Source organism: Qipengyuania nanhaisediminis, assembly GCF_045862805.1.
Classification (GTDB): Bacteria; Pseudomonadota; Alphaproteobacteria; order Sphingomonadales; family Sphingomonadaceae; genus Erythrobacter; species Erythrobacter nanhaisediminis_A.
This window is the reverse complement of record NZ_AP025760.1, coordinates 1,108,509-1,121,515: the sequence shown is the minus strand read 5'-3', so window position 1 is coordinate 1,121,515 and position 13,007 is coordinate 1,108,509. Positions and strand designations below refer to the sequence as shown.

The 13,007-nt window shown below is 66.4% G+C and carries 10 protein-coding genes, 1 tRNA gene and 1 riboswitch; all 11 genes read right to left on the bottom strand.

The genetic code is table 11. From position 1 onward, the window contains the following. Nucleotides 1-6: 6 nt before the first annotated feature. Nucleotides 7-915, bottom strand: coding sequence for an NAD-dependent epimerase/dehydratase family protein (locus ACKTSM_RS05325; protein WP_407876084.1), 909 nt, complete (start codon nt 913-915; stop codon nt 7-9). Next, complete coding sequence (gene proB, locus ACKTSM_RS05320) at nt 912-2,051, bottom strand: glutamate 5-kinase (protein ID WP_407876321.1); 1,140 nt, start codon at nt 2,049-2,051, stop codon at nt 912-914. The genes ACKTSM_RS05325 and proB overlap by 4 nt, the downstream gene beginning before the upstream one ends. A gap of 2 nt (nt 2,052-2,053) precedes the next feature. Next, nucleotides 2,054-3,112, bottom strand: coding sequence for a GTPase ObgE (gene obgE, locus ACKTSM_RS05315; RefSeq protein WP_407876083.1), 1,059 nt, complete (start codon nt 3,110-3,112; stop codon nt 2,054-2,056). 39 nt (nt 3,113-3,151) lie between these two features. After that, nucleotides 3,152-5,113 (bottom strand): TonB-dependent receptor plug domain-containing protein, encoded by a 1,962-nt coding sequence (locus ACKTSM_RS05310; protein WP_407876082.1) that lies wholly within the window; start codon nt 5,111-5,113, stop codon nt 3,152-3,154. Between the two features lie 135 nt (nt 5,114-5,248). Then, nucleotides 5,249-5,392, bottom strand: a riboswitch (cobalamin riboswitch). 204 nt (nt 5,393-5,596) lie between these two features. Then, a tRNA-Ala gene (locus ACKTSM_RS05305) sits at nt 5,597-5,672 on the bottom strand. A 63-nt stretch (nt 5,673-5,735) separates the two neighbouring features. Continuing rightward, the gene (locus ACKTSM_RS05300; RefSeq protein WP_407876081.1) at nt 5,736-6,680 is read right to left on the bottom strand and encodes a hypothetical protein; all 945 of its coding nucleotides are present in this window, start codon (nt 6,678-6,680) and stop codon (nt 5,736-5,738) included. A 244-nt stretch (nt 6,681-6,924) separates the two neighbouring features. After that, nucleotides 6,925-7,683 (bottom strand): Bax inhibitor-1/YccA family protein, encoded by a 759-nt coding sequence (locus tag ACKTSM_RS05295; protein ID WP_407876080.1) that lies wholly within the window; start codon nt 7,681-7,683, stop codon nt 6,925-6,927. A 143-nt stretch (nt 7,684-7,826) separates the two neighbouring features. After that, nucleotides 7,827-8,624, bottom strand: a complete 798-nt coding sequence (locus tag ACKTSM_RS05290) for a pyrroline-5-carboxylate reductase family protein (RefSeq protein ID WP_407876079.1) — start codon at nt 8,622-8,624, stop codon at nt 7,827-7,829. Nucleotides 8,625-8,662: 38 nt separating this feature from the next. Continuing rightward, nucleotides 8,663-9,169 (bottom strand): YbjN domain-containing protein, encoded by a 507-nt coding sequence (locus ACKTSM_RS05285; RefSeq protein WP_407876078.1) that lies wholly within the window; start codon nt 9,167-9,169, stop codon nt 8,663-8,665. Nucleotides 9,170-9,337: 168 nt separating this feature from the next. Further along, nucleotides 9,338-10,792, bottom strand: a complete 1,455-nt coding sequence (locus ACKTSM_RS05280; RefSeq protein WP_407876077.1) for a tetratricopeptide repeat protein — start codon at nt 10,790-10,792, stop codon at nt 9,338-9,340. 260 nt (nt 10,793-11,052) lie between these two features. Continuing rightward, on the bottom strand, nt 11,053-12,894 hold the full coding sequence (gene ftsZ / locus ACKTSM_RS05275) for a cell division protein FtsZ (protein ID WP_407876076.1): 1,842 nt from the start codon (nt 12,892-12,894) through the stop codon (nt 11,053-11,055). Nucleotides 12,895-13,007 lie beyond the last annotated feature (113 nt).

The window sequence follows — 13,007 nt, the reverse complement described above, 5'->3', positions numbered from 1 at the left end:
GCCGGGTCACAGCCAGCCCAACTCGAGATACCATTGCGCTGTCCGGCGCAGTCCGTCCTCGCCCGAAATTGTCGGCTGCCAGATCGCGGCGGGCACCGCGCGGTCGAACCGCGCGACCCAGTTGGGATGCGCCATGTAGCCGACCCGGTCCGCGGTCAGCTTGGCCTTGTCGCCGCGCAGCAACCTGTCGGCGCGCGCAGCGATGTCGAGAACGCCCCTTGGCAAATGAGGAGCGAACACCGAATTGCGCCCTACCGCGCGCCCGATCGCCTGCGCCAGTTCCTTGTGCGACCAGCCACCCTCGCGCCCGTCATCAGGTTCGTAGATAGCCTTTGTCCCGCCTGTCTCGGCGAGAGCGACCAGCAGCGCGGCGAGATCATCGGAATGGATGATCGATGTCGCCCCGCTTGGCGGCAATGGCACCAGCCCGAGGCGCGCCGCACGAAAAAGCTCGAACATGTCGGCATCGCGCGGCCCATAAACCGCAGGCGGACGCACGATGGTCCAGTCGAGACCGCTCGCCTCGACCAGTTTTTCCGCGCGCGCCTTCGAGGCACCGTAGGCTGACAAATCCGGCTCGCGCGCGGAAAGCGAGGAGACAAAGACGAAGCGCCTCGCCCCGGTCGCCGTCGCCGCCGCGATCATCGACGCGGTGCCGGTGACATTGGCGGTCTCGAACTCGGCCGGCTCGGGGGTGTTGGTGAGCCCGGCGATATGGATGACCGCCTCGGCTCCCTCGCACAGCCGTGCCAGCGCACCGGTTTCCTCAAGCGTGCCGTTGACCCATGTCACGCCTTCGCGCGGGGGCTGTGTGCGCCGGGTGAGCGCGCGGACCGTGTGTCCCTTGGCGAAGGCCCGGTCGAGCGCCGCGCTGCCGACAAAGCCGGTCGCCCCGGTGATCGCGAGGATGCTCATTGCTGCACCATGTGGTCGCGGTGGACCACGGCTGCGCGCGGAACATAGCCGAGCTGTCGGGCCTGGTCGGATTGCTTGAGCCCGGCGATCGCGCGGCATTCGGCGGCCGAATATTCGACCAGCCCCTGCCCCAGCCGTTCGCCCTTGGGACCGTGCAGGCTAACCAGCGCGCCACGCTCGAATTCGCCTTCGACATCGACAAGCCCCGCGGCAAGCAGGCTGCCCCCGTCGTGCAGGGCCGCGACACAGCCCTTATCCACCGTCAGCACGCCTTCGGGGGCGAGCCTGCCGCCAAGCCAGCTCTTGCGCGCACTGTCCGACCGCACCGGTGCGAACAGCGTGCCCCGCCCGCTATCGAGCGCGGCGGCAATCGCATTGTCGCGCGTGCCATTGACGATCGCGAGCGCGATCCCTGCGCGTTCGGCGATGCGCGCGGCCTGGAGCTTGGCCGTCATTCCGCCCGAGCCCAGGCCCGATGCCGAACGGTCGTCCGCCATGGCGATGATTTCGGGCGTGACCCCCTCGACCCGTTCGATCAACATGGCACCGGGATTGCCGGGTGGACGATCGAAAAGGCCGTCGACATCCGACAACAGCATCACTGCCCGTGCCTGAGCGGCCTGCGCCACGCGCGCGGCGAGCCGGTCGTTGTCGCCGAACCGGATTTCCTCGGTCGCGACGCTGTCATTCTCGTTGACCACCGGCACCACGCTTTCCTCGAGCAAGCGGTCGAGCGTAGCGGCGGCATTGAGATAGCGCCGCCTGTCCTCCAGATCGCCCAGGGTAACCAGCATCTGCGCCGCGGCAATTCCGTGCGCTTCGAGCGCTTCGCCCCAAAGCTGCGCGAGCGCGACCTGCCCTACGCAGGCCGCCGCCTGCGCATCGGCAAGGCTTGCGCGCCCACCCTTGGCAAGACCCATCTTCGCCGCTCCCAAGGCGATTGCGCCCGAACTGACCACGATCACCTCGGTGCCCTGCTCGCGCAGCATCGCGATATCGGAAGCGAGCGATTGCAGGCGGCCGAGTGCAGGCTTCCCGTCAGCGACCAGCAGCGCGCTGCCGATCTTGACCACCAGCCTGCCGGCACGCGCGAATTCGGCAATCGACCCCGGTGCTCTCGATCCCGCCGCGCCCATGACTAGATCGGCGACCACTCGCCGCTGTCATCCTCGCTCTCCTCGACCTCGGTGGCATTGGTTTCAGTCGAAGTGCGCCCGGGCAGGTAGCCGAGCACCGCGTCGAGCAATTCACCGATGCCCTCGCCGCTCGCTCCCGAAACCGCGAAGACCTTGTCCGCGCCCGCTTCGACCAGCTCGGCGGCGAACGCCTCGCCAAGCTCTACATCGGCAAGGTCCATCTTGTTGAGAGCGATCAGCTGCGGCTTGTCCTCGAGGCCCGCGCCATAGGCGGCGAGTTCTTCCTGGACGATTCGCATCGCTTCGGCCGGGTCCTCGCCGGTAATGTCGACGAGGTGGATCAGCACGCGGCAACGCTCGATATGGCCCAGGAACCGGTCGCCGATCCCCGCCCCGTCAGCCGCGCCCTCGATAAGGCCGGGAATGTCGGCGAGCACGAATTCGCGACCCTTGTGCTGCACCACGCCCAGCTTGGGAACGAGCGTGGTGAAGGCATAGTCGCCGACCTTGGCCTTGGCGTTGGAAACCTGGTTGATGAAGGTCGATTTGCCCGCATTGGGCAGGCCGACAAGCCCGACATCGGCGAGCAGTTTGAGCCGCAGCCAGACCCACATCTCCTCGCTCGGCTCGCCCGGCTGGTGCTGGCGCGGGGCGCGATTGGTCGAGCTCTTGTAGCTCGCATTGCCGCGCCCGCCCATGCCGCCGCGCAGGAATGTCACGCGCTGGCCGACCTCGGTGAAATCGGCGAGCACTTCGCTCTTGTCCTCCGACAGGACCTGGGTCCCGACCGGCACCTCGATCACGAGATCGGGTGCGGCTGCGCCGGTGCGGTCCTTGCCCTGGCCGTGATTGCCGCGCTTGGCCTTGAAATGCTGCGCGTAGCGAAAGTCGATCAGGGTATTGAGGCCCTGCACCGCTTCGAAGACGATATCGCCGCCCTTGCCGCCATTGCCGCCGTCAGGGCCGCCATATTCGACGTATTTTTCGCGTCGGAACGACACCGCACCGGGGCCGCCCGCACCCGATTTCAGATAAATCTTGGCCTGGTCGAGGAAATGCATGGGAGCCACCTATGCATTTCGCGCGCGAAATGCGAGCCTTTAGAGGCTTAGCCGCACTCCCGCGATCACCCGGCGGCCGGGCGCTACGAAGCTGAACACCGGCTCGTAGCGGCTATCGAGCAGGTTCTCGGCGCGCGCGAACAGGCTGATGGCATCGCCGAGATCGGCCTCCGCATAGAGGTTGATCAGCGTGTAATCCTCCAGCGTGACCCGGACCGGCACGAAGCTGGGATCGGTGAAGGCGAGGTCTTCGGCCTCACCATTGTGCGAGACCGCGATCGCGGCTTGCCAGCTGCCCGAAGGCGCGGTCCAGCCAAGCGTGGCGGCGGCATTGTCGCGCGGGCGACGAACCTCGGTGACACCGTCCTCCTCGGCATCGAGCCGGGTGTAGCGCGCGACGAGATCGAAGCCGGCCCCCAGATCGGCGATCAGATGGGCCTCGATCCCGCGCCGCGTGCTTACCTCCTCGCGGTTGACCGGGGTGGCAACAAAGGTCGGCGCGGGGAAGCGGGTGACGATCTCGTCATCAAGCTCGCTCTCGAAATAGACCAGGCTGGCCGTAACCGCTCCACCCAGCCATTGCCGGTCGATCCCGATTTCCCATCCGGTGGACTTTTCGGGTGTCAGACCGGCATTTCCGATGAAGCGCCCATCGACGAAGCCGAACAGCTCGTAAAAGCCCGGATTCTTGATCGCCGAGCCGATCGCACCGCGCAGCCGCGTCTCATCGGCAATATCGAGAGCACCGGCGAGTCTGAAAGTGGTGGCATCGGCGAAATTGCCATTGAGGTCATGGCGCAAGGCCGCGCTGAGGGCGAAGGTTTCGCGTTTGAGCCGGTATTCGCCGACCAGCCCGACATTGTCGTTTTCGCGTCTACCGGTGAAGGCAAAACCATTGGGATCGGTGTTGCGGAACCGCTCTTCTTCCCAGTCGGCGGCAAAGGTCAGGCTGTGATCGAAGCTCGCATCGTCGAGGCTGAACGAGGAGACGAACGAAGCCTTGAGCCGTCCGCCTTCATGACCAAAGGTGCGCCCGAACGGGCCGAAGCTGTCGCGCGCGATATCGGCGACCTGGAAAGACGCATCGTTCACCCAGCGCCCGTTTTCGCTCTCGAGCTCGGCCCCGAGCAGCGCATAGGTCGCGGTGTTTTCGAAGCGCGTTTCGGGGCTGTCGATCACGAGGCCGAAAGTGGGGCTGGTCGGATCGAAATCCTGGTCGTTGAAATCGCCCTTGGTAATCATGTGCCGGCCGACCGCTCGCAGGGTCAGCGTCTCGGTCGGATAAAGCGCGAGATTGGCGGAAAACGTGGTGGCATCGCGGCCGATATCGCGCGTTCCGCCACGAGCATTGGGTTCGCCATCGGTGGACAGGTGCGTGACGCTGAGATTGAGCGCGCCCCATTCCTCGCACAGCCCCGTGCGTGCCGATGCGTTGAAGGTCGCGTTGGTGCCCGCCTCAGCATAGCCTTCGAACGGCGCACCGCAGCCGTCGGCGCCGAAATAGGAGAGGACCCCGCCGATCGCATCCGAGCCATAAAGCGCCGATTGCGGGCCGAGGATGATCTCGCCGCGTGAACCGATCTCGCTTTGCAGGGTGCCGATGTCGAATTCACCCGCAAACGGGTCCGAAACTTCGATCCCGTCGACCAGTACGAGCACGTGGTTCGCCTCCGAACCGCGCAGGCGTATCTGCGTTTGCCCGGCGACCGAGCTGACCGCGACGCTGGGAATATCCCGCAGCAGGTCGCCGACTTCGCGTGCCTGCCGTTCGCGAGCGATCTCAGGCTCGGTGACGACGGCGGTTACCGGCGCGGTCGCCGAGGACATCGCGCGCGGCGAACGGCTGGCGATCACGACGATCGGATCGACCAGCATGTCGGTGAAAACAATCGCCTCGCCGTCATCCTCGCTGTTCTTGTGGCCGTCCTGCGCCCAACCCGGCGCGGCGCAGGCGAGGGCAGCGATTGCCGTACTGGCAGACAGGTAGGCAAAGATCTTCATTCGTGGTCCTTTCGAGCGCGCGTCTTTTCGCCGCGAAGGGGGCAAACCCCGCACGGCTGTTGATCACGTCGCCCGAAACGAATGACTTCGCGCCTCTCCAGTCCCTGGAAGCGGCAACGAGCGACACGCTCCGGTCGGTCTCCTGGCTTGCGGGTCGCCGCTTCCGGTTCGCCTTCCCGGGCTTGGCAGCCCAGTGGCATGGTTGAGCCGGTCGCTCACCGCTCACAGTTGCAGGGACAGCCGCGGATTTGCCCGCATGGGGCGCACCGCATTCCCGTTACCGAGGCGTGCGAAGCGCGGTAATCGCCCTTGCCCTGGCGCGCAAGATGGTTGTGCCTGTCGTATGTCGCTCGGCTCGGACCGACGATGGCGAGCCAAGCGGTCCGCAAGGGCCGCGAGCGCGCAAGCCGCAGGCGCCCGACCGAGCACAGCGAGGAAGGAACAGCGCCGAGGAGCGAGTCCCGAATGGCGAGCACGAGAAAATGGTGGAGCCGAGCGGAATCGAACCGCTGACCTCGTCATTGCGAACGACGCGCTCTCCCAACTGAGCTACGGCCCCACGCGGATTTGCGCGGCGCGCAATACCGCCCAACGCGGCGCGCCGCAAGCCTTTGCGAAAGCCCTATTGCGGGCTGTCGGTCGCGCTTTCGTCTTCGCCGGTCGAAGGCTGGACGACCGGCTGCGAGATCACGTTCTCCTCGATAGGGACGACTGGCACCGCGACTCCGGTATCGGGATCGGTGACCGTGCCAACCGGCGCACGCGGTTCGGCAAGGGTCGAGGCCGGATCGCTGACGACGGTCGGCACCGCAATACCCTCGGCGCGGGCGTTCTGTACCGCCACCCAGCCGGGCTGCGACGGGCCGTAACGATCGCCATAGCGCGCATCCCATTCGGCCGAGGCGCGCTGATATTGCTCGTATTCCTCGAAGAACAGTTCGAACGGCTCCACGATCTGGTCGAAATTGTCGCGCGCGAACTGTTCCGGATCGCTCGGCGGCAGCGCCAGCGAGCGGTTCGAAATGTCGAGCGCGGCGCGGCAGAAGCGCGCGCGGGCGGGCGGCAGCGCGAAGAAGTTGTAGACCGCGGTCATGTGGTCCTCGCGCGCCAGCATGCCTTCGCGGCGGGTCTCGGCCTCGCGGCGATAGCGCGCATCGATCCGCTCGTTGACCGCGCGCAAGGTCTCGGCGTGGTCGGCGATGAAGGCGCTGTAGGCGGCCAGGACAGGCTGGTATTGCGGCGCGGTGCAATTGAGCGCGGCAACGTTCCAGGCCGAGCGGAAATGCCAGACCTTCTCATCGCCCAAAATGCCGCGATTGACCGTCTGGCGCTGGCCGAACAGGTTCTTGCCCGGGATCTGCATGACATAGGACGCCCCGCCCGGCGGGAGCGGGCGGTAGGGAGTGGTCTCGACCGGCGGAGGCGGCGGCGGGGGCGGCGGCGGGGGTGGCGGCGGCGCGGGGGTCGCACAGGCCCCGAGCAGGGCGGCGGCCGCCGCCACGGTCACGATCTTGACCGGCATGGATGGGCCGGGTTGCCGGGATGCCTCGTCGCGCTTTGAAACCATGGTCCTCGTGTCTCTCACCTCGTTCGGGGGCGCTCATATGCGCGCACGCATATTGCTCGCAAGTGAAGCATCCCCACCGGTCGCATTTGGCGCCCGCTACGCCGCGCAGCGTTAGCCGCAGCGCCTTACAAAGCGAAGCGGGAAAAGAAAAAATGCCCGGGAACCGACAGCGAGCGGTTCCCGGGCATTGGTGTCTCTCTGGCAAAGGCAGGCGCGCTGCCTGCCCTTGCAAGTCAGCGTGCAATCACTCGCGACTACCGAGGAATTGCAGCAGGAACATGAACATGTTGACGAAATCGAGATAGAGGCTCGTCGCGCCCATGATCACGGCCTTGCCCATGAACGGCGAGCCGCGCAGGTGCTGGTAGTCGTTCTTCAGACGCTGGGTGTCCCATGCGGTGAGGCCGGCAAAGACCAGCACGCCGATGCCGCTGATCACGAAGGCCATGGCTTCTGACTGGAGGAAGATATTGACCACCGAGGCGATGATCAGGCCGATCACGCCCATGATCAGGAAGCTGCCCCAGCCCGAAATATCCTTCTTGGTGGTGTAGGCCCACAGCGACAGGCCAGCAAAGGCGCCCGCGGTCGCGAAAAAGGTCACCGCGATGCTTTCGCCGGTATAGACCAGGAAGATCGTCGAGAGCGACATGCCCATGACGGTCGCGAAGGACCAGAACACGATCTGGAGCGTCGTCTGGCTCATCTTGTGGAGGCCGAAGCTCATCGCGAGGATGAAGGCCAGCGGAGCGAGCTTGACCGCCCAGAACAGCAGCCCGCCATTGATCGCGAGCCATGCCGCGGGCGATTCCATCCCGCCCATCGAGAACAGGATCGCGACGATGCCGGTCAGCAGCACGCCCGATGCCATGTAATTGTAGATCGAGAGCATGTAGGACCGCAGGCCCTCGTCATATGTGGCGCGCGATGCGACATCGCCGCCTGCGCGCGGAACCGAACCGAAGGCCTGGCCGCTGCGCTGAGTATCATTCCAATCTGACATGTTGGATCCCTTGTTTCCTTCAGGCGCGGACATACGCGCTTTCGATGTGCAATATCGGTCTTTGCGGGGATGTTTTCAAGCGAAACCGGAAGCGAAATGGCGATATTCGTTCAGGATTTGCGCAGCTATGCTTAACGCACGGTTCAGCCGTTGCGCTGCGACAACTCCGCCCCGCGCCGCGCCGTGGCATCGAGTGTGCGGGTGAGAAGGTCCTCCAGCGCGCCGCCTTCGTCGAGCACGTTCAACCCTTCGCGGGTCATGCCGCCGGGGCTCGCCACGCGGTCCGCGAGTTCGCCGGGCGAACAATCGGACCCCGCGGCAAGCGCGGCCGCGCCTTCGACCATGGCGAGCGCGAGGCTGTCGGCCTGCGGCTTGTCGAGGCCGAGCGAGTGCGCGGCTGCCGCGAGCGCGTCGATGAAGCGATAGACAAAGCCCGGACCCGATCCGGCAAGCGCGGTGGCGAGATCGAAGCGCGCCTCGTCCTCCATCCAGACCGCGCTGCCCAGCGCATCGTAAAGCGCGCTGGTCGCATCGCGCCGGGCCCCTGAAAGCCCGCTCGCGGCGAGCAGGATCGGCGACTTGTTTATGCGCGAGGCGAGGTTTGGCATCACCCGCACATGCGCCACGGCCCCCGCAAATGCCTTCTCGAGCTGGGTGCAGGTGATTCCGGCAAGCAGCGAATGGACCGCCCGCCCCTCGGCAAGCGCGGCGAGACCGGGCGCGGCTTCACCCAATTGGTGCGGCTTGAAACCGAGCAGAACTGCGTCGTGCCCGCCTGTTGCCTCGGCCTCGGCGATATCGGCGAAGACCCGCACGCCTTCTGGCGCGGGCTTGGGCGATCGGTTGAGGACGGCGAAATTGCCAGGCGCCATGCCGCAAGCGAGCCAGCCGTCGAGCATGGCGCCCGCCATATTGCCGTATCCGATGATAAGAAGTTTCATTGGTGCCACCTGGTGCTGCCCTTCAGCCGCGCATCTGCCTAGGCTTCGCCAAGCGCGTCAACCATCGCCGCATCGAGCGCATCGCGCGGCGACTTGTCGCCCCAGAGCACGAACTGAAAGGCGGGGTAGAACCGGTCGCATTCATCGATCGCGTTCTCGACCAGCGATTGCGCCTGCGTGATCGACAACATGCCATCATCGCCGAGCAGCGCGCCGTGGCGGTAGAGCAGCATGTCGCCATTCGACCAGATGTCGAAATGTCCCAGCCACATCTGCTCGTTGACGAGGCTCAGCAATTCAAATGCGCGCTGCTTCTTTTCAGCGGTGACGCGGATATCGGGCAGGCACAGGAATTGCAGGACATTGTCGGCGCTGCGCCAGATCGCCCGCAGCTGGTACTTGGCCCAGCTGCCCTGCACTTCGCCCACCATCTCGTCTTCGGCGGTAATTTCGCATTCCCAGCCGCGCGCCTCGAACAGGGCGACGAGCATGTCGACCGGTGCGGCATCATCATTGGCCGTGAAGTCGCGTTCGCGCGGCATCATGAGAGAGGGCCTTCGCGGCGCGCTGCCTGTGGGTTCGGGGGCGTTTGCATCGCAGCGAGAAATGCCTGCCTGTCCCATCATTTGGCAATGGCCGGCGCCGAGCCTGCTGGGGAGAACGGCTTTCGCTTGTTCAAAGCTTGTTGAAAGAAAGCCGGGGACGCGCGCAAATCAGCGCACAAGCCGTTGAATTTCCGTGCCTTCAGGACTGGTATAGGTGAAGGTCGCAAGCCCCATGGCCGCCAGCGCGTTGACAAGCTCGCGCGCTTCGCGCTCGGAACCGATCGGCCCGGCGAGCAGGCGATTGGCCTGTCCCCAGGGGGTCACGTGCGGCTCGAAACCGGACAGCAAATCGGGTGCGTTGCGCACGAAGCGGCGCCAGTCGAAGCCGAGCGCCGTGACATCGCGACCGGTGGCGAGTTGGACCCAGATCCGGCGCGGATGGACAGGCTCGGCAGGCTCGGGCGCGGCCTCGGGCGGTGCTTCGCGCGGAATGTCGATCGCGGCCAGATCGACGGCGTCAGCGGCCCTGCCTTCGACCGGCAGCGCTCCGCCATCGAGATCGGCAAAGGCATCGGCCACCGATGGCGGCGCAGCGACCGGGGCTGGCGGCGTAGCGGCTGGCCGGGATGGCTCACGCACCGCGATCTGCGGCAGGGCGGTGAAACCGGGCGACGTAGCGTCCGTGGTCGGCGCTCGAGACGCGGACGGGGACGTAGGCGTAGGCGTGGGCGTGGGCGTGGGCGTTGGGGCCGCCTGCGCCACTTCGCGCGCGACGGTCTCGACCGGCTGTACGGCGCCCAGCGGCTCGCCCGCGGGTTCGAGCAGCGCGCCCGCCGCGTTTTCTCGGGCAAAGCGGGCGATGCGCGGGTCCTCGCGCCCGATATCGGCAGCGCGCGGAAAAATCCCGAGATTGGCGGCAGCCGCCTGCTGTGCAGGGGTGAGCCGCGGCATGAAAGCGAGATAGGGGTTGATCCGCTGGGCGAGATCGGCGGGCATTACCGCGGCAACGACCGCCTCGGCGCGCGCCTGTTCGCCCAGAATCGCAAGCCCGAAGGCCTCGGCCCGCAATGCTGCCGGATCACGCGCTGCGACCAGCGGGGCGAGCGTGGTGGCAAAAGCGCTGTCATTGCCCGAAATGGCATAGCTGACAGCGAGCCGCAGCCGCGCCGTCTCATCGCTGGCGTTGATGTCCAGCGCGCGCAGATAGGTCTCCTGCGCTCCGGCGGTATCGCCGAGCATGTCGCGTGCGAGTGCTTGGTCGGCCAGCATCTCGCGCTCGTCAGCCCCGGCGCGGCGGGCCTCGGCGAACATCTGCACCGCTTCGACCGGGCGGCCCGAGCGCAGATGCACCCGCGCGAGGCCCAGTTTCACCCGCGCATCTTCGGGGGCGATGTCCGCAGCGCGGCCGAAAAAGCCGATCGCGGCGTCGAAATCGTCGAGTGCAAGCGCGGCCTCCCCCGCTTCGAGCAGCGTTCCCACCCGCCGCGGACGCCGCGCGAGCTCGAGCAGCGCGCGATTGAGGCGCTGGACCTCGGGCGAAGGCAGCGGCTGGACCACTTCGCGCCCGCCGGTCTGCGCACCGGCCTGCTGCGGCACGCCGATCGCCAGGGTCGCAGCGCCCATGACGACCCCGGCAGATCGCAGCGCGAGCGCGCCGAGGCGAGACTGGGGGCGGTGGGGCCAGGAACGAAGAGGAGCGCGGGAGGGGGTATGCATCGAGATCACGCCGGTTCAGCTAGCTCAGGAATCGCGAAAGGTCAGGCAGAGCTAGGCGAAGCGCGCTGAACGCGGGGCGAACCGCTGCGGGGGGGAAGTGCGCTGGTGCCGGCCAAAGGCGCGCAGCCGAGACCGGCCGCGCGCCTTCGCGTCAAGGGCATGTCCGGTTACTGGTTGTTCTGACGCCCGAGGAAACGCGGGATCGAGAGCGCTGGCGCATCGCCGTCCTCGTCGTCGTCGTCATCGTCATCGCTGCCCGACGAGCGCGAGAGATTGGCCATGCGTTCGAACAGGGTGGTTCCCGCCGGAGGTCCGCCGCTGCCATCGCCGCCCGATTTCGAGCCGCCGCCCGTCCCGCCATCGCCATCGCTCGAAGCAGCGCCGCTCCCCAGGATGCCCGCGCGGCGCGAGCCGCCCGCGCGCGGTTCGACCGGACGATCCTCGGCAGCGAGCCGGTCGGCATCGGCGAGAATATCGTCGTCCCCAGCCTCCGCGCCGTCCGCGTTGTCCGCGCTGTCGCCCTCGCCCTCTTCTTCGAGCGGCGAATATTCGGCATATTCCTCGCCGAGATCGAGCGTGTCGCCATTCGCCTCGTTGCCGGCCGTGTTGTCAGCGCCTTCCTCCCCATTGCCGAAACCTTCGGCTCCGGGCTCGATGAAATGGCTGTCATCGGCCGGTTCGGGCGCGGCGTCCTCGTCTTCGTCGGCTCCGCGCAGTCCGGCCAGCGGGTCGATGATCTCGTCGACGTCGTCGCCTTCGTCGCCCATGTCGTCGCCGGCCTGCATACCCGACAAATCGAAAGGCTCGTCGCCGGAATCATCCTGCGGACCCTCGTGATCGGCCGCGTCATCGGCCTCGGCTGCGCAATCGGCATTGATCGCCTCGCTCACAGGGTCGGGAATGACCGGGGCAACCGGGGCCTCTTCGCTCGTCATGTCGGCGCCGGCCTGTTCCGATCCGCCGAGGTCGAGCACCGGGCGCTTGGGCGCCCGCGCGCCACCGAAGGCATTGCTCGCGGCGCGTGGCGCAGCTTCGTTGCCGGCGGCCTGTTCGATGCCGGTCGCGACCACGGAAACGCGGATCTTGCCCGAAAGATCGGGGTTGAACGCGCTGCCCCAGATGATGTTGGCGTCTTCATCGACGAGATCGCGGATATGATTGGCAGCCTCGTCGACCTCCATCAGCTTCATATCCTCGCCGCCGATGATCGATATGATCACGCCCTTGGCGCCCTGCATCGAAACCCCGTCGAGGAGCGGATTGGCGATCGCCTGTTCGGCCGCGTCGAGCGCGCGGTTCTCGCCCTCGCCCTCGCCGGTGCCCATCATCGCCTTGCCCATCTCGCTCATCACCGAGCGCACGTCGGCAAAGTCGAGATTGATGAGGCCCGGCATCACCATCAGGTCGGTGATCGATCGCACGCCCTGCTGGAGCACCTCGTCGGCAAGCTCGAAGGCTTCCTTGAAGGTGGTCTCGGGCTTGGCGACCAGGAACAAGTTCTGGTTCGGAATGACGATCAGCGTGTCGACGTGGTTCTGCAATTCGGCAATACCCGATTCCGCAGCGCGCATCCGGCGCGTCCCTTCGAACAGGAACGGCTTGGTCACCACGCCCACGGTCAGCACGCCCTTGCGGCGCGCAGCCTCGGCGATCACGGGTGCAGCGCCCGTGCCGGTGCCGCCGCCCATGCCGGCAGCGATGAAGACCATGTTCACGCCTTCAAGCGCTTCCTCGATTTCGGCGACGGTTTCCTCGGCCGCGGCCTTGCCGACCTCGGGTCGGGCGCCTGCGCCGAGCCCGCCGGTAATGTCGGGTCCGAGCTGGATCTTGCGGTCGGCCGGGCTGGTGTTGAGCGCCTGGGCATCGGTGTTGGCGACGATGAAATCGACACCTTCGATATCCGATGCGATCATGTTGGCGATCGCGTTGCCGCCCGCGCCGCCAATCCCGACGACGGTGATGCGGGGACGCAGATCGTCCGTTTCTGCAGGGCCGATATTGATACTCATCGCATTAATTCCTCCGTGCATGGGATGCACTTTAGGCGACTGTATCTCCCATGCGCTCACTTCTGTGACATATATGGCTTGCGCCCGTTATCCCGCAGGATTCCTTATCCACA